Here is an 18,731-nt window from a genome sequence, read left to right as displayed (position 1 = left end):
GAGGCACACCGAAAATCCCGTACGAAGTGTCAGTGGCGACTGCCAGACTCGCGTGCATGGAGATGATGGACGAACTGATCAAGCAGGTCAGCCGCGGTGAACGGGTGAAGTACCTGCCGTTCTGGGGGCACCGGCCGCAGCCGGACGGCAGGCTCGGTCCCAGCTGCCTGAGCCAGTGGTGGCCCGCTTCCTTCACCGTCGGTGACGTCCGATATGCGACTGCTGAGCACTGGATGATGGCCGGCAAGGCCCGGCTCTTCGGGGACCCCGAGGCGGAGCGCGCCGCGGTGGAGGCGAAGAGCCCGGCCCAGGCGAAGAAGATCGGTCGGCTCGTGCGCGGCTTCGACAACGCGATATGGGAGCGGGAGCGGTTCGCCCTGGTCGTGGAGGGCAGCGTGCACAAGTTCGACTCCGACCCGGCGCTGCGCGGGTACCTGCTGGGCACCGGGAACCGGGTGCTGGTGGAGGCGAGCCCGATGGACCGGATCTGGGGCATCGGGCTGGCGGCCGACGACGAGCGCGCCCTGGACCCGGCGCGCTGGCGCGGACTGAACCTGCTGGGCTTCGCCCTCATGGCGGCCCGCGAGCGGCTGCGCGAAACGGGCGGGTGACGCGCGGCGGCGCGGGTCCCGGGTAATTGTGTGGCGGCGGCCCGGACGGGCCGCCTAACGTGATCAGCGTCCAGGTGTGAAGGCGAGACCTCCTTCGGCTGTCGCGGGTTCGAGTCCCGTCACCGGCTTCGGGCCGGTGTAGCTCAGTTGGTAGAGCACCTCATGGTTTCGCCGACTTCGATCTCTGGACACCTACGTCACGCACCTCCCGGTGCGCAGGCTGCGGCTCCTTCTTTTGCAAAGAAACCCAGGCCGCCGCCACCTTGATCTCGGGAGGCCGGCGTGGGGGATGCCCGGTGCGCAGGCGACGGTTACTTCTGGGGACCCGGAGGTCGTGGGTTCGAATCCCACCCGGCTCGTCACCCGCAAGGGAACGGGCCGGTGGAGCAGCCAGGCAGCTCGTCGGGCATAAAGTCCGCCGCCGACTCCCGATCTCGGGCATCCCCCACCCAACGCCTCCCCCGCTTCCATCGAATTCGGGGGGATTCTCATGGCTCGCTTCAACCAGCGCGCGCCCAAGTCGGCGCCCGCCTCGCCCACTTCGCCGGTGCGCTCCACCGGCCCCGCCCGCACCGCTCAGGGCGGCCCGGGCCACCTGCGCGACCCGCGCTCCGAACTGTTCCTGCTCGCCGTCGCCAACTTCGTCACGCAGCGGACCGCCTACGAGGGCGGCGAGGCGCGCGACGACCGGTTCGCGGCGCTGGTGCGCACCCTCGCCGTCGAGGATCCCGCCTGGACGGCCGGCCTGCTGGGCTGGCTCCGCGGCGACGCGAACATGCGGACCGCCTCGCTCGTCGGCGCCGCCGAATACGTGAAGGCCCGGCTCGACGCGGGCGTCACCGACGGGCCTTCGAACCGCCAGGTGGTCGACTCCGTGCTGCGGCGCGCGGACGAGCCCGGTGAGCTGCTGGCTTACTGGACGGCGACGTACGGGCGCAACGTGCCCAAGCCCGTCAAGCGCGGCATCGCCGACGCCGTACGCCGGCTCTACTCCGGCACCTCGCTGCTGAAGTACGACACCGACTCCAAGGCCTACCGCTTCGGCGACGTCCTCAACCTCGTGCACGCCTCTCCCGACCCGGCCAAGCCCTGGCAGGGCGAGCTGTTCCGCTATGCCCTCGACCGCCGGCACAGCCCGGAGAGCGCCGAGGTCCCGGCGGGCAACCGGACCCTCGCGGCCCACCGGGCGTTGATGGAGCTGCCGGTGCAGGAGCGCCGGGCGCAGATCACCGCCCCGGACGGGGCGGAGCGGCTCGCAGCGGCGGGCATGACCTGGGAGTCGCTGGCCGGTTGGCTGCAGGGGCCGATGGACGCGGCCGCCTGGGAGGCGGTCATCCCGTCCATGGGTGCGATGGCGCTCCTGCGCAACCTGCGCAACTTCGACCGGGCCGGGGTCTCGGACGCGGTGGCCGCACAGGTCGCGGCGAGGATCTCCGACCCGGAGGTCGTCGCCCGGTCCCGCCAGTTCCCCTTCCGCTACCTGGCCGCCTATCAGCACGCGCCCTCGCTGCGCTGGTCGTACCCGCTGGAGCAGGCTCTCGGCCACTCGCTGGCCAACGTACCGGCGCTGCCGGGCCGGAGCCTGGTCCTCGTCGACCGGTCCGGGTCGATGTGGTCCCCGCTGTCGGACCGCTCCGAGCTCAACCGGGCGGACGCCGCGGCCATTTTCGGAACGGCGCTGGCGCTGCGGGCCGAGCGGGCCGACCTGGTGCAGTTCGGTACGACCAGCGAGGCGGTCCGGTACGGCCGCGGCGAGTCCGTGCTGAAGGTGCTGGAGCGCTTCGGGGACCTCGGCGGGACCTACACGGCCAAGGCGGTGAAGGAGCACTACGACGGTCACGACCGGGTGTTGATCGTCACCGACGAGCAGGCCGCCTCGTACGGCCACGGCGGCGATCCGACCACCGAGGTGCCGCCCGCGGTTCCGGTCTACACCTGGAACCTGGCCGGCTACCGGGTGGGGCACGCACCCTCCGGCACCGCGAACCGGCACGCCTTCGGCGGCCTCACCGACGGGGCCTTCCGGATGGTGTCCTTGATCGAGGCCGGCCGCGACGCCGACTGGCCGTGGGCTTCCTGAGGCGGCCCGGTCAGACCCTCTCGCGCACCTGGGAGTTGTCATAGGGGCTGTCGTAGGGCGAGTCGTCGACGGACCCCCGCTCCATGAAGCCGGCGAATATGATCGCGATCATGACGGCACCCAGCAGGACGCCGATCGAGCCCAGGATGATGCCGGCGAGCGCCATCCCGCCGTTGTCCGCTTCGCCCCGGGTCGCCTTGCCGCGGCCCAGCGCGCCGAAGACGATCGCGGCCGCCCCGAGCACGACCGCGAAGAAGCTGGTGATGCAGCCGACGACGGCGAGGATCCCGAGGACGAGCGCGGTGATGCCGAAGCCGTTGCTGCGCTGCACCCCGTAGGGCGGGTACCCGCCCTGGCCCGGGTATCCCTGGTACCCGGGATATCCCGGGTGACCGCTCTGCCCCGGGTATCCGGCGTCGCCGGGGTATCCGTAGCCGGGCTGGGCCGGATACCCGTACGCGGCGGACGCGGGCGGGCCGGTCATCGGGGGCGGGGTCGGCATCGGCGTCGGCGTCGGCGTCGGTATCGGAGCCGGGATCGGGGTCGGAGCGGACGGGGTGAACTGGTCGCCCGGCATCCCGGCGAGCGTCGGCTGGTCGTGCACGGACGGCGGGCCCGACACGCCCGGCGTCCCCTGCCCGCCCTGCGACTTGCCCAGCTCCACCGCCGGCCGCTCCAGCGGCGCCCACGGGTCTCGCGGCTCGGGACTGCTGTTGGTCATACGGCGCCCCCCTCTCGTACAGCCATGCTAAGCGCTGCCACCGACAGTCACGGGCGTGCCTACGATGAATCCCGACCTGCCCGCACCCGCGTCCTCCCGGAGGCACCCCCATGACCGACCTGCACCCCTTCATCGCGGGGCTGCCCAAGGCCGAACTCCACGTCCACCACGTAGGCTCGGCATCCCCGCGCATCGTGGCCGAGCTCGCCTCCCGGCACCCCGACTCGAAGGTCCCCACCGACCCCGAGGCCCTCGCCGACTACTTCACCTTCACCGACTTCGCGCACTTCATCGAGGTCTACCTGTCGGTGGTCGACCTCGTCCGCACCCCGGACGACGTGCGCACCCTCACCTTCGAAGTCGCCCGCGACATGGCCCGGCAGAACATCCGCTACGCCGAACTGACCATCACCCCGTACTCCTCCACCCGCCGAGGCATCGACGAGAAGGCCTTCATGGAGGCCATCGAGGACGCCCGCCGCGCCGCCGAGGCCGAACTCGGCGTCATCCTGCGCTGGTGCTTCGACATCCCCGGCGAGGCGGGCCTGGAGGCCGCCGCCGAAACCGCCCGGCTCGCCGTCGACCACCGCCCCGAGGGCCTGGTCTCCTTCGGCCTCGGCGGCCCCGAGATCGGCGTCCCGCGCCCGCAGTTCAAGCCGTACTTCGACGCCGCCCGCGCCGCCGGCCTGCGCAGCGTCCCGCACGCCGGCGAGACCACCGGACCGGAGACGATCTGGGACGCCATTCGCGAACTCGGCGCCGAGCGCATCGGCCACGGCACCAGCGCCACCCAGGACCCGGAACTGCTCGCGTACCTCGCCGAGCACCGGATCGCGCTGGAGGTCTGCCCGACCTCCAACATCGCGACCCGCGCGGTGACCGACCTCGACCAGCACCCCGTCAAGGAGATGGTCGCGGCGGGCGTGCTCGTCACCATCAACAGCGACGACCCGCCGATGTTCGGCTCCGACCTGAACAACGAGTACGCGGTGGCCGCCCGACTCCTCGACCTCGACGAGCGCGGGCTCGCGCAGCTCGCCAAGAACGCCGTCGAGGCCTCCTTCCTGGACCCGGCCGGCAAGGCGAAGCTGAACGCGGAGATCGGCGCGTACACCGCCGAATGGCTCGCGCGCTGACGCGTTCCCGGCAACTGCGCCCCTGAGAATGGGGACATGAGCACTCTGACTGCCGTCGGCCACCGCGGCGATCCCTACCGTGTCCGTGAGAACACCCTGGCCTCGATCCGCTCCGCCTTCGCGCGCGGGGCGGACGCCGTCGAGATCGACGTACGGCTGACCCGGGACGGGGTGCCGGTCCTCCTCCACGACGCGACGCTCCAGCGGCTGTGGGGCCACGACCTACGCCTCGACGAGGTCACGGCCCCACAGCTGAAGGGACTGACGCTGGGCGGCGTTCCCACGCTGCGCGACGCCCTGACGGCCGCCGGGTCGGGCCGGCTGATGCTCGACCTGCCCGGCGCCACGCCCGAGGCGGTGCGGATCGTCGTGGGCGAGGTCCGCGAGTGCGGGGCGCGCGAGCAGACGTACTACTGCGCGGGCCCGAACACGATGCTGGCGGTCCGTGCCGCCGATCCGGGCGCGGAGATCGCGCTGACCTGGACCTCGCTCTCGCCGCCGCGGCGGGCGCTGATCGACGCCGTGGCGCCGCGCTGGCTCAACTACCGCTTCGGGCTGGTGAGCCGGGAGCTGGTGGACGCGCTCCACCGGGACGGCCTGCTGGTGTCGGCCTGGACCGCGGACACCAAACGGACGATGAAGTGCCTCGTCGCGGCGGGGGTCGACTCGATCACCACGAACCGGCTGGACGCGCTGACGGCGGTACGGACCGGGCTCGGGCGGTGATACGGGCCTTCCGGGAGGGCGTCCGCGGCGCCGATCCGCGGTGGCAGGACCTGGGCCTGACCCTGCTGGTGCAGCTGGCCGTCACGATGCCGTTCGTCGTGCCCAGGTCGCCCGATCTCCCTCCCGTGACCTGGCTCTCGTACGCGATGACCACGGCCGGCGTGCTGCCCCTGATCTGGCGCCGCCGGGCACCCGTGGTGGTACTGGCGGCGAACCTGGCCGTCGGGGGGATCTACCAGGTCGCCGTCGACGGGCCGGGGCAACCGCTGCCGTACGCGGGCCTCATCGCCTTCTACACGGTCGCGCTGCAGTGCACCCTGCGGGTGCGCGTGACCGTGGCGCTGGCCGCCGTGGTCGTGGTGGCCGCGTCCGTGGGCTGGGAAACGGGGACGGCGCGGGAACTGCTGTTCACGCTTTTCGTCTCGGCGGCTGCCTACGCCCTGGGACGGCTCCAGCACGCGCGGCAGGCCTACACCGAGGCCGCCCTGGCCCGCGCCGCCGAGCTGGAGCGGGCCAACCGGATCGAGGCGGAGCAGGCTGCCGCACGCGAACGGGCCAGGATCGCGCGGGAGATGCACGACATCCTCTCGCACGCGGTCAGCATCATGATCGTGCAGGCGGAGGCCGGACCGGTGGCCGTGCGCAGGGCCCCGGAGCGGGCCGAGGCGGCCTTCGAAGCGATCGCGGAGACGGGGCGGGACGCAATGGCGCAGCTGCGCGCGATGCTGGGTGTGCTGCGCACCGACGCAGCCGCGCCCCGGAGCCCGCAGCCGGGGATCTCCGGACTGACGGAGCTGGTGGACCGGGTACGGGCCAGCGGGCTGCGGGTGACCTACGAACGGACCGGCGCGGTGCGCGAGCTGCCGGCCGCGTTGGAGGCGACCGTGTACCGGGTGGTGCAGGAAGCCCTGACCAACGTGGTCAAGCACGCGCGGGCATCGGCGGCGGACGTCACGCTCGCGTACGGACGGGGAACGCTCACGGTGACGGTCACGGACGACGGCCGGGGACCGGGTGGCGCCTCGGGCGGGCACGGGCTGATCGGCGTCCGCGAGCGGGCGGCGGCCCACGGCGGAACGGCCGAGTCCGGCCCGGGCCCGGACGGGGTCGGGTACTCGGTGCGGGTGTCCCTTGTAACCTCGCCGCTGGAGGTGGGGAATTGACGATCCGTGTGGTGGTGGCCGATGACCAGGAGCTGGTGCGCAGCGGCTTCGCGATGATCCTGGACGTCCAGGAGGACATCGAGGTCGTGGCGGAGGTGGGGGACGGTGCGGCAGCGGTGGAGGCGGTGGCCCGGCTCGCGCCGGACGTGGCGCTGCTGGACATCCGGATGCCGGTGCTGGACGGGATCGAGGCCTGCCGGGCGATCTCGGCCGGGAGCGCGTGCCGCACGGTGATGCTCACGACCTTCGACTCGGACGAGTACGTGTACGAGGCGCTGCACGCGGGGGCGAGCGGGTTCCTGCTGAAGGACGTGCGGCGGGACGACCTGGTGCACGCGGTACGGGTGGTGGCGGCGGGCGAGTCGCTGCTCGCGCCGTCGGTGGCGCGACGGCTGATCGAGGAGTACACGGCGGTGACGGGGGCGGCGGCACGGCCCGAGCTGCCGGCGGACCGGCTGGAGGTGCTGACCGCGCGGGAACGGGAGACGCTGCTGCACCTGGGGCGGGGCCTGTCCAACGCGGAGATCGCGGCGTCGCTGGTGGTGAGCGAGCACACCGTGAAGTCCCACGTGGGGAACGTGCTGGCGAAGCTGGGGCTGCGGGACCGGATCCAGGCGGTGATCTGCGCGTACGAGACGGGCCTGATCGCGGCGGGTACTCCCTCTGGGGAGTGAGGGGTCGGCGTGTCGCCTCCCCCGCGCCGGGTAGTTGTCGTACCGGTGAAGACCCCTCTGGATGGTGATCCGCAACTACCCCTCTGACCTGGAGCATTGAGGTCATCGGGGCAGACGGCGCCGATGACCTCACAGGGGGAGCACACCACCATGAACGCACGTACGCGCACGCTGATCGCAGCCGCCCTGGTCCTGGGGATCGCGTCCGGTCCAACCGTCGCGCACGCCGCTTCGGTTCCCGCGCCGGCGGGGGGCGCGGCGGGCGTCTCGGCGCCCCTCGCTCCGACCCCGCCGAATGCGGCGGTCCTGGAGCGGGCGATCGCCGGTCTCGGAGCGGAACACAAGGACGCGACTGCCGCGCTGGTCCGCGTCGGGGGTACGAGCGGCAGCTGGCGGGGCAGTTCCGGCGTCGCGGACATCGTCACCGGGCGCGCGGCCGTCGACCAGGGGAGGTTCCGGGCGGGGTCGGTGACCAAGACCTTCACCGCGGCGGTGGTCCTCCAGCTGGCGGCCGAGGGCCGGGTGGACCTCGACCGGCCGGTCCGGCGGTACCTGCCCGGGACCGTCCCCGATGCCTACGGCGCGGTCACCGTGCGGCAGTTGCTCAACCACACGAGCGGCATACCGGCGGCGGACGGCCCGGGCGACTCGTTCGAGGCGCAGTGGGAGCACCGCTTCGATGTGACCGACCCGCACGACCAGTTGGTCAATGCCCTGGCGAAGGAGCGGGAGTTCGCCCCGGGCTCGGCCCAGCACTACCTGAACATCAACTACACCTTGCTGGGCGTGCTCGTCGAGAAGGTGACGGGCACCTCGTACGAGGAGGCGGTCGGCCGGCGGATCCTGAGGCCGTTCGGTCTGCACCAGACCTCGTTCCCGTCCCGGACGCAGACGAAGATCCACGGTCCGCACAACCGGGGGTACCAGGCGATATCCGGGGCGGACGGCTCCCGGGAGCTGCGGGACGTGACCGAGTGGAATTCCTCGGACCGCTGGGCGGCCGGGGACATCATCTCGACCACGGCCGATCTGGAGCGGTTCACCAAGGCCCTGTTCAGCGGGCGGGTCGTGCCGGCGGCCCAGCTGGAAGAGATGTTCACGGTGCCGACGGTGAAGGCCTTCGGCACCGGGGAGGCCGCCACGATGACTGCGGGAATGTCCAGGATCGCCCTGCCGGACGGCACGGTGCTGTGGGGCAAGTCCGGTGGTCGGCACGGGTACAACACCGGCATGGGCGCGACCCGGGACCTGTCCCGCACCTTGGTCTACTCGGTCAACTCCACGAACGCCAAGGGCGAGGACATGAACCCGGTGGTCTTGGGCGTCGTGATGGCGGCCTTCGCCGCGTAGGCATCAGGCGGGCATCGCTTCAAGTCGCTTGATCATGCGGCGGAGCACCAGCAAGGGGATCACCCCGAAGACTCCGAACGACATGTCGATGACGCTCCACCAGATGGGGATGCCCCGGATCGGTCCGCATATCAGGGCCAGCGGGATCACTCCGGCGCAGGCGATCATGCCGGCTTCGACGATCCAGATGTTGCGGACCGGGTCGCGGTGGACCCCGTAGAAGAAGACGGCGATGACGAGGTGAGCGAAGGCGAGCCAGTCGGTGCCGTAGAGGAGGAAGGGGTAGTCGGCGTCGGCCTGCTCCAGCCCGTCGCCCACACGTCGCAGCCACTCGTTGTCGATCAGCGCATTGGCCCAACGGAGCTCGCTGACCAGGGGGAAGGCCGTCAGGCCGCTGAGTACCAGGCAGATCAGGAACAGGGTCAACCAGGCACGGATCCGCCGCTCAAGGGCGTTTCTCTCGCTCATGGAAGGAAGCCTACGCCTGTTTCTGAACACGTTCAGCCAATTTACTGAACGTGTTCAATATCCGCCTCCGGGTGCGTGTCAGAGGCCGACGATCGCGTTCCAGCGCTTGGCGAGGGACCGCCGCTCGGCCGAGGAGATGTCCCGGGCCACGACCAGCCGCTTGCGCATGTCGTCGTCCGGGAAGATCAGCGGGTTCTCGGCCAGTTCAGCGGTCTCCTGGTCGTCGGAGGCTGCCAGGACCTCCCGGGCGGCCGGAACGGGGCAGACGTAGTTGACGGAGGCGGCGAGCGCGGCAGCCACCTCGGGCGCGTAGTAGTAATCGATGAGGGCCTCGGCATTCGCCTTGTGGCGGGCCAGGTTGGGGACGAGCAGGCTCTCGGCCCAGAGCTCGGCCCCCTCCTCCGGGACGACGAACTCGATGTCCGGATTGTCGGCCTGGAGTTGGATGGCGTCACCGGAGTAGGCCTGACAGGCCAGGACATCGCCCTTGCTCAGATCGGAGGTGTAGTCGTTGCCGGTGAACCGGCGGATGTGCTTCTTCTTCACCATGTTCTCGACCTGCTCGCACATCCGGTGGAAGTCGGACTCGGTCCAGCGGGTGACGTCCACGCCGTTGCCCTGCATGAGCAGCGCGAAGGACTCGTCGAGTCCGGAGAAGAGGGTGACCTTGCCCGCCAGGTCCGGCTGCCACAGGTCCTTGACCGACCTGATCTCCCGCCCCAGGGCCTTGCGGTTGTAGGCGATGCCGGTGATCCCCGACTGCCAGGGGACGGTGTGCAGCCGGCCCTCGTCGAAGGCGGGGGAACGCAGCTGCGGGTCGAGGTGCCGGGCCACGTTGGGCTGGGCCGACCGGTCCAGCTTCTGGGCCCAGCCCAGGTGGACGAAGCGGGCGGCCATCCAGTCGCTGACCACGATCAGGTCGTGGCCGGTCTCCTGGCGGTTCATCAGGGCCGGGCTGACCTTGCCGAAGAACTCGTCGTTGTCGTTGATCTCCTCGGTGTACCGGACCTCGATGCCGGTCTGCTCCGAGAAGGCCTCCAGCGTCGGGCGGCGCTCCTCGTCCTCCTCGTCGGTGTCGATGTAGAGCGGCCAGTTGGAGAACACCACGCTGCGGTCCCGCTCGGAACGGTCCGGACCCTCGCGCCCTTCCTCGGGAACGTACGCGGCGGGCACGCCGCAGCCGGCGAGGGCGGCCGTGAGGCCCGCGGCACCGAGGCCGTACAGCGCAGAACGGCGGGAGAAGGCGAGTTCGGGCATGGGCACAGCCTCGATGAACGCGAAGGGGCGGGCAATAGACATGTTGTCTACTGCCCGCCCCGTCAACGCTGTGCTGTGATCGATGCGGCCGATCAGCCGTCGAGCGAGGTCATCACGTGCTTGATGCGCGTGTAGTCCTCGAAGCCGTAGGCGGAGAGGTCCTTGCCGTAGCCGGACTTCTTGAAGCCGCCGTGCGGCATCTCGGCGACGAGCGGGATGTGGGTGTTGATCCACACGCAGCCGAAGTCGAGGTTCTTGGACATCCGCATCGCGCGGCCGTGGTCCTTGGTCCACACGGAGGAGGCGAGGGCGAACTCGACGCCGTTCGCGTACTCCAGGGCCTGACCCTCGCTCGCGAAGGACTGGACGGTGATGACGGGGCCGAAGACCTCGTTCTGGATGATCTCGTCGTCCTGCTTGAGGCCGGAGACCACGGTCGGGGCGTAGAAGTAGCCCTTCTCGCCGACCTGGTGGCCACCCGCCTCGACCTTGGCGTGGGCGGGGAGGCGCTCGATGAAGCCCGCGACCTGCTTGAGCTGGTTCGGGTTGTTCAGCGGGCCGTACAGCACGTCCTCGTCGTCCGGCTGGCCGGTCTTGGTGTCGGCGGCGGCCTTGGCGAGCGCGGCCACGAACTCGTCGTGGATCGACTCGTGCACGAGCACGCGGGTCGCGGCGGTGCAGTCCTGGCCGGCGTTGAAGTAGCCGGCGACCGCGATGTCCTCGACGGCCTTGGCGATGTCGGCGTCCTCGAAGACCACGACCGGGGCCTTGCCGCCGAGCTCCAGGTGGACGCGCTTGACGTCCTTGGAGGCGCTCTCGGCGACCTGCATGCCCGCGCGCACCGAGCCGGTGATGGAGGCCATCGCCGGGGTGGAGTGCTCGACCATGGCCTTGCCGGTCTCGCGGTCACCACAGATGACGTTGAATACGCCCTTGGGCAGCACGGAGTCGATGATCTCCGCCATCAGGACGGTGGAGGCCGGGGTGGTGTCCGAGGGCTTGAGCACGACGGTGTTGCCCGCCGCGATGGCCGGGGCGAACTTCCACACGGCCATCATCATCGGGTAGTTCCACGGCGCGACCTGGGCGCAGACGCCGACCGGCTCACGGCGGATGATCGAGGTCATCCCCTCCATGTACTCACCGGCCGAGCGGCCCTCCAGGAGCCGTGCGGCACCCGCGAAGAAGCGGATCTGGTCCACCATCGGGGGCAGCTCCTCGCTGGCCGTGAGGGCCAGCGGCTTGCCGGTGTTCTCCGACTCGGCGGCGACGAGCTCGTCCGCGCGCGCCTCGAAGGCGTCCGCGATCTTCAGCAGGGCCTTCTGGCGCTCCGCGGGGGTGGTGTCGCGCCAGCCCGGGAAGGCGGCCGCGGCAGCGGCCATGGCGGCGTCCACATCGGCCTGGCCCGAGAGCGGGGCGGTGGCGTACGCCTCGCCGGTGGCCGGGTTGACCACCTCGGTGGTCCGCCCGTCGGCGGCGTCCTTGAACTCCCCGCCGATGTAGTTGCGCAGACGACGCAGTTCGGTGGTCACTACAGCCACACTCCTGATCACATGTCCAACGATTGAGACGAATACCAAGCCTAGCCTCTCGGCGGAAGCTTTCGACAGACCCAGACGCCACCAACTACGAAATCAGTGAGATCCGAGTCCTCAAACAACGAATTTCATCGATTCCGTCTTGCGGAACAGACGACCCTCGTGCACAGTGAGCTCGTGGTCAGTCGAAGCGCAGATTCCAGGAACAGACAACCGTCCCCTTCGGTCGATGCTGTGTCCCTGGCGATCATCGAGCAACTGCAGGAGGACGGTCGCCGTCCCTACGCCTCGATCGGCAAGGCCGTGGGCCTCTCCGAAGCCGCTGTGCGCCAGCGCGTGCAGAAGCTGCTCGACCAGGGCGTCATGCAGATCGTCGCCGTCACCGACCCGCTCACCGTGGGCCTGCGACGCCAGGCCATGGTCGGCATCAACGTCGAGGGCGACCTCGATCCGGTGGCCGACGCACTGACCGCCATGGCCGAGTGCGAGTACGTGGTCATGACCGCAGGTTCGTTCGACCTGATGGTGGAGATCGTCTGCGAGGACGACGACCACTTGCTCGAAACGATCAACAAGAAGATCCGCACGCTCCCCGGCGTGCGATCAACCGAAAGCTTCGTTTATCTGAAGCTGAAGAAGCAGACCTACATGTGGGGAACTCGATAGCCCGTGAGCCAGGACCTCTCCAAGACCGCATACGACCACCTGTGGATGCACTTCACCCGCATGTCGTCGTACGAGAACGCCCCCGTCCCCACCATCGTGCGTGGTGAGGGCACCTACATCTTCGACGACAAGGGCAAGCGCTACCTCGACGGTCTCGCCGGGCTGTTCGTGGTCAACGCAGGTCACGGCCGCAAGGAACTGGCCGAGGTCGCCTACAACCAGGCTCAGCAGCTCGCCTTCTTCCCGGTGTGGTCCTACGCCCACCCGAAGGCCGTGGAACTCGCCGAGCGCCTCGCGAACTACGCCCCGGGCGACCTGAACAAGGTCTTCTTCACCACCGGTGGCGGCGAGGCCGTCGAGACCGCCTGGAAGCTCGCCAAGCAGTTCTACAAGCTGCAGGGCAAGCACACGAAGTACAAGGTCATCTCGCGTGCTGTCGCCTACCACGGCACCCCGCAGGGCGCCCTGTCCATCACGGGCCTGCCGGCCCTGAAGGCTCCCTTCGAGCCGCTGGTGCCCGGCGCGCACAAGGTGCCGAACACCAACATCTACCGCGCCCCGATCTACGGCGACGACCCGGAGGCCTTCGGCCGCTGGTGCGCCGACCAGATCGAGCAGGAGATCCTCTTCGAGGGCGCCGACACCGTCGCGGCCGTCTTCCTCGAGCCGGTGCAGAACGCCGGTGGCTGCTTCCCGCCCCCGCCCGGGTACTTCCAGCGCGTCCGCGAGATCTGCGACGAGTACGACGTGCTCCTCGTCTCCGACGAGACGATCTGCGCGTTCGGCCGCCTCGGCACGATGTTCGCCTGTGACAAGTTCGGCTACGTGCCGGACATGATCACCTGCGCCAAGGGCATGACCTCGGGCTACTCCCCGATCGGTGCCTGCATCGTCTCGGACCGCATCGCGGAGCCGTTCTACAAGGGCGAGAACACCTTCCTGCACGGCTACACCTTCGGCGGACACCCGGTGTCCTCGGCGGTGGCGATCGCCAACCTCGACATCTTCGACAAGGAAGGCCTCAATCAGCACGTGCTGAACAACGAGGACGCCTTCCGCACCACGCTGGAGAAGCTGCACGACCTGCCGATCGTCGGCGACGTCCGCGGCAACGGCTACTTCTACGGCATCGAGCTCGTCAAGGACAAGGACACCAAGGAGTCCTTCACGGACGAGGAGACGGAGCGCGTGCTCTACGGCTTCCTCTCCAAGGCGCTCTTCGAGAACGGCCTGTACTGCCGGGCCGACGACCGCGGTGACCCGGTCATCCAGCTCGCGCCGCCGCTGATCGCCGACCAGGGCACCTTCGACGAGATCGAAGGAATCCTGCGCTCGGTGCTCACCGAGGCATGGACCAAGCTGTAACCGGGGCCTTAGGCCGACCGAGCCGCAGTAGTCCAACCACACGGCCCGGATCCTCCGTTCGAGTGAGAACGCGGGGGTTGGGGCCGTGTGCTGTCACCATCCAAGACGTTCATCTCTTTACATCTCAGTGTGGCGCCAGTGACTCGACCGGCTCCGCTTCGTTCCCTCGGACGGAGGTGTACGCCATGGTGGCTCCACCGGACAATGCTCCGCCTGACAATGACGTCCTGTGGACTCGGTCCCTGCACTACTCCCACAGGGGCTCCCCCCGGACGAAGTCGGGGGGAGGCTCCCCCGCCCTCGTCGAGATCTCCCTCGGCGTCCGTCAGGGCGAGGTCCTCGCCCTGACCGGTCCCCGGGGCAGCGGCAAGACCACCCTGCTGCGCTGTCTGTCCGGGCAGCTGCGCCCCCAGCAGGGCGAGGTCTGGTTCAACAGCGTCCCCGTCCACACCATGGGCGCGCTCGTCCGCGAACGGCTGCGCCGCGACCGGTTCGGCTGGATCGGCCACGAACCGCAGTTGCTGCCCGAGCTGAAGGTCTGGGAGAACGCGGCCCTGCCCCTGCTGCTCGCCGGAGCCTCCCACCGCAGCGCCCGCACGGCCGCCTGCGAATGGTTGGACCGCCTGGACATCGCCGGCTTCGCCCGCAAGCGCCCCGGCGCCCTGACCCGCGCCGAGTGCCAGCGGGTCGCACTGGCCCGGGCGCTGGTCAACGAGCCCGCGGTGATCTTCGCCGACGAGCCCACGGCCCCGCTGCACCGCACCGAGCGTGACCTGCTGCTCCGTACGCTGACCACCGCGGCCCGCTCCCACGACATCACCGTGCTGCTGGCCACCCATGACGAGGCCACCGCGGCCGTCGCGGACCGCCGGATCGCCCTGCTCGACGGCCGCCTCGCGGGGGCCGCGGCCGCCGCCTCCCCCGTCGCCGACACCACGGAGGACCAGGCCGCGTGCTCGCTCTCCGCCTAGCCCGTGGTTCCCGGCCGCTCGTCCAGCTGCGGCGGCTCCTCGTCGCCGCGGCCTCGGCCGGAACCGGATTCCTGCTCCTCTATGTACTCGCCGGTGCCGTGGCCCAGCCCGCCGGATCGTTCCCTCGCCTGCTGTGGGCCCTGATCCCGCTGGCCGTCACCGTGCACTTCGCCGTCGTCGTGGCCCGGGCCGACCCCGCGACCCAGCCCCGCGAGGGACTGGACGCCGTCGGGCTGGGACCCGTTCGGCTCATGCTGGCCGCCGCGATCTCCACCGCCGTCGCCTGCGCCCTGGGCAGCGCCGTGGCCCTGGCCGCCTTCCTCCACCTGCGCGGGGAACTGGCGGGGCTGCCGTTCGACGGGACCGGGGCCGAGCTGCTCCACGCCGACCAGCCGCTGCCCGTGGCGGGCGCCCTCACCCTGTTGGCGCTGATCCCGCTGACCGCCTCGGCCGCCACCGCCCTCGCGCTGCGCCCGCACCCGCCGCTGGCCCCCCAGACCGGACTGCCCTGGGGCATCGCACTGGCCGCCTGCGGGCTCGCCGCATCCGCCTACGCGGGCCGGGGCGATGCCGGGGCGCTCATCGGCTGGTCGCTGACCGCGGTCGGGCTCGCCCTGGCCGGACCGGGGCTCGCCTACGCCTGCGGCAGCCTGGTCCAGGCCGTGCGCCCGGGAGCGCTGCGGCTGCTGGCCGGGCGGACCCTCCAGGAGGAGGCCCCCCGGATCGGCCCCCCGCTGGGAGTGCTCTGCTCGGTGGCCGCAGGTGCCCTGACCGCCTTCGCCCTGCGCGACCGGGGCGGGCTGCCCGTCCAGCTGGGCCCGCTGACCTGGCCGGCCGTCGCCCTGGTGACCCTGTGCGCCGCCGCGACCCTTCTCACATCCGTGGTGGAGGCGCGTCGGAGCCGGCAGCCCGGACGCACGGCCCTGCTCGACCTGGGTGCCCCGGCCAACGTCCTGCGCAGCGCGGCCAGTCTGCGGGCCACCGCCCTGCTGGCCGTGTGCGTACCGCTCAGCTGGGGTGTGGCGCAGCTGACGTCGCTGGCACTGACCCGCTGACACGAGCAGCCCTTAGGGTGGGCCGAATGGTCAACCCAGACATCGAGATCGAGACGCTCGCCGAATTCGACCAGGTCGCGGCACGCGGCTCGCTCAGCGGCTACCGGATCCAGTCGGTCAACCTGCTGGAGCGGACCTTCGCTCTGCTGGCCGCCGACACCTCGGCGGCCGTGTTCCTGGGCTGCGCGATGGAGCCCGACGCGGCGGCGAAGGTCCGCGCCGACGGCGCGCTGGTCTTCCCGCCCGTACCGGACCTGCCGTTCGACCCGTACCGGGGCCTGCTCTACACGCCCGAGGAGCTCTTCGCCGGGCTGCCCGACGGGTACGAAACCACCTCCGACGCCGAGGCGTACGCCTGGTTCCAGGAGACGAAGTCCGACGGAGACGTCTTCTCCTCGATGCTCCGTTCCGTCCATGACGACGCCATCTCCGACGCCCTCGACGAGCACCTCTGCGGTGTCCGGGTCGTCGGTGTGATGGGTGGCCACGCGATGGCCCGCGGCGGTACGGACTACCGCGGCGCGGCGGAGCTGGGCCGGGCGCTGACCCGGTCCGGGTTGACGGTGGCCACCGGCGGTGGCCCGGGTGCGATGGAGGCCGCCAACCTCGGCGCCTACCTGGCCCCGGCCCCGGACGAGGCCCTCGCGGAGGCCCTGGAGATGCTGGCCAAGGCCCCCTCCTTCGCGCCGTCGGTGTCCGACTGGGCGCGCGCGGCCTTCGCCGTGCGCGAGCGCTTCCCCGCCGGCGGCGACTCGGTGGGCATTCCGACCTGGTTCTACGGGCACGAACCGCCGAACGCCTTCGCGGGCCACATCGCGAAGTACTTCGCGAACGCCACCCGCGAGGACGGGCTGCTGGCCCGCTCGACCGCGGGCGTGGTCTTCCTGCCCGGCGCGGCGGGCACCGTCCAGGAGATATTCGACAACGGGACGCCGAACTACTACGAGTCCCGGGGCGAGCCGGCCCCGATGATCCTGGTCGGCCGCACCCACTGGACCGAGCACCTTCCAGCCTGGCCGCTGCTCCAGGCACTGGCGCGGGGCCGTGCGATGGAGTCGCGCATCGCGCTCGTCGATGCGGTGGACGAGGTCCCGGACGTCCTCGCTTCGATGAGCTGAGCTCCGGAAGCAACTTCCCGGCCCGTTCTGACGTCTGGCAGAGGTACCGCAAAACCTGCCAGACGTGAACGGAGCCCTTGGTGCTCATAGGCCTGCTGACCGCTGTCGCGGCGTCCATCTGCTACGGCACGGGATCCGTGCTGCAAGCCGTCGGATCGCGCCGCGCCGCGCGCATGTCCCCGACTGCCGCCGGGGTGACCGCCCATGGCGGTCCCAACCTGTCGTCCACTGCGAAAGCCGCGATGACCTGGGAGTTCATCGTCGGAACCATCCTGGACTTCGTGGGCTTCGGGCTCGGTGCCCTGGCCGCCCGGCTGCTTCCCCTCTTCCTCTCCCAGACGGTGATCAGCGCCAACCTGGTGATCACGGCCGTGCTGAGCGTGAAGATGCTCGGCATCCGGCTGAGCCGGAAGGAATGGACCTCGATCGGTGTCGTCTGCACCGCGCTGGTGCTGCTGGCGACGGCCGCGGGCCACGAGGGCGGCCACCACGCGCCGATGTCCACTCACTGGTGGCTGCTGGGGATCACCGTGCTGCTCATGGTGGGCGGCACGGTGGCCGTGCGCCTCCTCGGCGGCAGCGCCGCAATCCTGGCGGGCCTGCTGTCGGGCCTGGGCTTCGGCGCGCTCGGCGTCGGCGTCCGGATCCTGAACGGCGTGGACCCGTTCGACCTCGGTACCTTCCTCACGGACCCGGCCCTCTACGCCATCTTGGTGGCGGGCTTCGGCGGCATGTACCTGCACACGGTCGCCCTCCAGATCGGCTCGGTGAACGGCGCCACGGCGGCCCTGGTCGTCGGCGAGACGGTTCTGCCGGGCGCGATCGGCGTCCTGTGGCTCGGCGACGCCTCCCGCCCGGGCCTCGCCTGGCTCGCGGTCCTCGGCTTCGTCATGGCCGTCGCCGGAGCGGTGGCCGTCGCCTGGCACGGCAAGCACGAGGGGGCCGACGAGGGCGCCGCCGCCCCGGTGCCGGAGCCGGTCGGCTGACCCACCGGCCGGCCGGGGTCCCTCACCCGGTCGGCCGCCCCCGGTGGTGGCGCGGCAGTGACTGCCGCTTGCTGGACCAGGGGAGAGAGTGAGGGGTTCGTGAGTTCCACGACCGATCGGCTCGATACGCCACGCGCGGCCGGGATGGCCGGAATCGCCTTCGCCCTGCTGCTCGGGGCGGCGATCGTCCTGATGCGGATCGCCGTCCCGTCGGGCAGCGCCGTCGACATGCCCATCGACCAGGACAAGCGCTGGGCGGTCCAAGTGTCACTGGAGATCGTGCCCTTCGCGGGCATCTTCTTCCTCTGGTTCATGGGCGCCCTGCGCGCGCATACGGGCGCGGCCGAGGACCGGTTCGTCGCCACCGTGTTCCTGGGCAGCGGATTCGTCTTCGTGGCCACCCTGTTCGCCTCCGCCGCGGCGGCCGGCACCGTGCTGGCCGAGGGCACGCCCTCCGATTTCGGCCGCCACTACGCCTACACCCTCCTCGCGACGTACGCCATGCGGATGGCGGCCGTCTTCGCCCTCGCGACCTCGACCATCGGACGGATGCTCGGCGTCTTCCCGCGGCCACTGGCCCTGCTGGGCACCGTCGTCGGCCTGGTCCTGCTCGTGATCGGTTCCGGAGTGCCCTGGTCCGAGCTGGTGTTCCCGGTCTGGGCGCTGATCCTCAGCCTGTACATCCTGCGCGTCCGGCGCGGCACCGCCCACCGGCCTCCGACCCCCACCGAACCGCCCTGACCTGCGGATCCATACTCCGGCAGGCGCCCTGTGGGCGCCGCATGCATGCTGGTGGGAAGGGGAGGACCCAGGGGGTTCGGGGGGTGACGGGGAGGGACGGCCAAG

18 protein-coding genes are annotated in these 18,731 nt (G+C 70.8%); 14 read left to right on the top strand and 4 right to left on the bottom strand.

Annotated features, from left to right (window positions below):
* Positions 1 to 56: 56 nt before the first annotated feature.
* Entirely contained in the window at positions 57 to 611 is a 555-nt protein-coding gene (locus tag OG594_RS31420) for an NADAR family protein (RefSeq protein ID WP_266605479.1), read from the top strand.
* 490 nt (positions 612 to 1,101) lie between these two features.
* Complete coding sequence (locus tag OG594_RS31415) at positions 1,102 to 2,691, top strand: TROVE domain-containing protein (protein WP_266605477.1); 1,590 nt, start codon at positions 1,102 to 1,104, stop codon at positions 2,689 to 2,691.
* Between the two features lie 10 nt (positions 2,692 to 2,701).
* On the opposite strand, the gene OG594_RS31410 is transcribed toward OG594_RS31415, so the two are convergent.
* The gene (locus OG594_RS31410; protein WP_266605475.1) at positions 2,702 to 3,412 is read right to left on the bottom strand and encodes a DUF4190 domain-containing protein; all 711 of its coding nucleotides are present in this window, start codon (positions 3,410 to 3,412) and stop codon (positions 2,702 to 2,704) included.
* 110 nt (positions 3,413 to 3,522) lie between these two features.
* Here OG594_RS31410 and OG594_RS31405 point away from each other — a divergent pair, with 110 nt between their 5' ends.
* From OG594_RS31405 to OG594_RS31385, 5 genes are all read left to right on the top strand, one after another.
* Positions 3,523 to 4,548 (top strand): adenosine deaminase, encoded by a 1,026-nt coding sequence (locus tag OG594_RS31405; protein ID WP_266605473.1) that lies wholly within the window; start codon positions 3,523 to 3,525, stop codon positions 4,546 to 4,548.
* A 36-nt stretch (positions 4,549 to 4,584) separates the two neighbouring features.
* Positions 4,585 to 5,274, top strand: coding sequence for a glycerophosphodiester phosphodiesterase (locus tag OG594_RS31400; RefSeq protein ID WP_266605471.1), 690 nt, complete (start codon positions 4,585 to 4,587; stop codon positions 5,272 to 5,274).
* Positions 5,275 to 5,360: 86 nt separating this feature from the next.
* Entirely contained in the window at positions 5,361 to 6,437 is a 1,077-nt protein-coding gene (locus OG594_RS31395; protein ID WP_266606650.1) for a sensor histidine kinase, read from the top strand.
* Positions 6,434 to 7,111: a response regulator transcription factor gene (locus tag OG594_RS31390; RefSeq protein WP_266605469.1), complete on the top strand. Its 678-nt coding sequence runs from the start codon at positions 6,434 to 6,436 to the stop codon at positions 7,109 to 7,111. Before OG594_RS31395 ends, OG594_RS31390 begins: the two co-directional genes overlap by 4 nt.
* 150 nt (positions 7,112 to 7,261) lie before the next feature.
* Positions 7,262 to 8,461 carry a serine hydrolase gene (locus OG594_RS31385; protein ID WP_266605467.1) on the top strand — a complete coding sequence of 400 codons (1,200 nt, stop codon included), beginning with the start codon at positions 7,262 to 7,264 and terminating at the stop codon, positions 8,459 to 8,461.
* Positions 8,462 to 8,464: 3 nt separating this feature from the next.
* On the opposite strand, the gene OG594_RS31380 is transcribed toward OG594_RS31385, so the two are convergent.
* The 3 genes from OG594_RS31380 to OG594_RS31370 form a co-directional block, all read right to left on the bottom strand.
* A complete protein-coding gene (locus OG594_RS31380) occupies positions 8,465 to 8,929 on the bottom strand; it encodes a hypothetical protein (protein ID WP_266605465.1) in 465 nt (154 codons plus the stop codon).
* A gap of 78 nt (positions 8,930 to 9,007) precedes the next feature.
* Entirely contained in the window at positions 9,008 to 10,186 is a 1,179-nt protein-coding gene (locus tag OG594_RS31375) for a spermidine/putrescine ABC transporter substrate-binding protein (protein WP_266606649.1), read from the bottom strand.
* A 92-nt stretch (positions 10,187 to 10,278) separates the two neighbouring features.
* Entirely contained in the window at positions 10,279 to 11,718 is a 1,440-nt protein-coding gene (locus tag OG594_RS31370) for a gamma-aminobutyraldehyde dehydrogenase (RefSeq protein WP_266605463.1), read from the bottom strand.
* A gap of 168 nt (positions 11,719 to 11,886) precedes the next feature.
* Here OG594_RS31370 and OG594_RS31365 point away from each other — a divergent pair, with 168 nt between their 5' ends.
* The 7 genes from OG594_RS31365 (at position 11,887) to OG594_RS31335 (ending at position 18,626) form a co-directional block, all read left to right on the top strand.
* Complete coding sequence (locus tag OG594_RS31365; RefSeq protein WP_266605461.1) at positions 11,887 to 12,390, top strand: Lrp/AsnC family transcriptional regulator; 504 nt, start codon at positions 11,887 to 11,889, stop codon at positions 12,388 to 12,390.
* A gap of 3 nt (positions 12,391 to 12,393) precedes the next feature.
* Positions 12,394 to 13,755: an aspartate aminotransferase family protein gene (locus tag OG594_RS31360; RefSeq protein ID WP_030008595.1), complete on the top strand. Its 1,362-nt coding sequence runs from the start codon at positions 12,394 to 12,396 to the stop codon at positions 13,753 to 13,755.
* A gap of 185 nt (positions 13,756 to 13,940) precedes the next feature.
* Complete coding sequence (locus tag OG594_RS31355) at positions 13,941 to 14,726, top strand: ABC transporter ATP-binding protein (RefSeq protein ID WP_266605459.1); 786 nt, start codon at positions 13,941 to 13,943, stop codon at positions 14,724 to 14,726.
* Positions 14,708 to 15,781 (top strand): hypothetical protein, encoded by a 1,074-nt coding sequence (locus OG594_RS31350; protein ID WP_266605457.1) that lies wholly within the window; start codon positions 14,708 to 14,710, stop codon positions 15,779 to 15,781. Before OG594_RS31355 ends, OG594_RS31350 begins: the two co-directional genes overlap by 19 nt.
* A 26-nt stretch (positions 15,782 to 15,807) precedes the next feature.
* Positions 15,808 to 16,899 (top strand): LOG family protein, encoded by a 1,092-nt coding sequence (locus OG594_RS31345; protein WP_266605455.1) that lies wholly within the window; start codon positions 15,808 to 15,810, stop codon positions 16,897 to 16,899.
* Positions 16,900 to 16,979: 80 nt separating this feature from the next.
* On the top strand, positions 16,980 to 17,885 hold the full coding sequence (locus tag OG594_RS31340; RefSeq protein ID WP_266605453.1) for a hypothetical protein: 906 nt from the start codon (positions 16,980 to 16,982) through the stop codon (positions 17,883 to 17,885).
* A gap of 99 nt (positions 17,886 to 17,984) precedes the next feature.
* Complete coding sequence (locus OG594_RS31335) at positions 17,985 to 18,626, top strand: hypothetical protein (RefSeq protein ID WP_266605451.1); 642 nt, start codon at positions 17,985 to 17,987, stop codon at positions 18,624 to 18,626.
* Positions 18,627 to 18,731: the final 105 nt, after the last annotated feature.

The organism is Streptomyces sp. NBC_01214 (genome assembly GCF_026340975.1).
Taxonomy (GTDB): Bacteria; Actinomycetota; Actinomycetes; order Streptomycetales; family Streptomycetaceae; genus Streptomyces.
The sequence above is the reverse complement of the archived record's forward strand: the minus strand, read 5'-3'. Positions and strand labels throughout refer to the sequence as shown.

What these genes read in the sequence shown, in the direction of transcription:
- OG594_RS31420 (WP_266605479.1), top strand. Translation starts at nt 57, where the DNA reads ATGGAGATGATGGACGAACTGATCAAGCAGGTCAGCCGCGGTGAACGG.
- OG594_RS31345 (WP_266605455.1), top strand. Translation starts at nt 15,808, where the DNA reads ATGGTCAACCCAGACATCGAGATCGAGACGCTCGCCGAATTCGACCAG.
- OG594_RS31410 (WP_266605475.1), bottom strand. Translation starts at nt 3,412, where the DNA reads ATGACCAACAGCAGTCCCGAGCCGCGAGACCCGTGGGCGCCGCTGGAG.
- OG594_RS31405 (WP_266605473.1), top strand. Translation starts at nt 3,523, where the DNA reads ATGACCGACCTGCACCCCTTCATCGCGGGGCTGCCCAAGGCCGAACTC.
- OG594_RS31415 (WP_266605477.1), top strand. Translation starts at nt 1,102, where the DNA reads ATGGCTCGCTTCAACCAGCGCGCGCCCAAGTCGGCGCCCGCCTCGCCC.
- OG594_RS31355 (WP_266605459.1), top strand. Translation starts at nt 13,941, where the DNA reads ATGGTGGCTCCACCGGACAATGCTCCGCCTGACAATGACGTCCTGTGG.
- OG594_RS31400 (WP_266605471.1), top strand. Translation starts at nt 4,585, where the DNA reads ATGAGCACTCTGACTGCCGTCGGCCACCGCGGCGATCCCTACCGTGTC.
- OG594_RS31385 (WP_266605467.1), top strand. Translation starts at nt 7,262, where the DNA reads ATGAACGCACGTACGCGCACGCTGATCGCAGCCGCCCTGGTCCTGGGG.
- OG594_RS31380 (WP_266605465.1), bottom strand. Translation starts at nt 8,929, where the DNA reads ATGAGCGAGAGAAACGCCCTTGAGCGGCGGATCCGTGCCTGGTTGACC.
- OG594_RS31375 (WP_266606649.1), bottom strand. Translation starts at nt 10,186, where the DNA reads ATGCCCGAACTCGCCTTCTCCCGCCGTTCTGCGCTGTACGGCCTCGGT.
- OG594_RS31395 (WP_266606650.1), top strand. Translation starts at nt 5,361, where the DNA reads ATGCCGTTCGTCGTGCCCAGGTCGCCCGATCTCCCTCCCGTGACCTGG.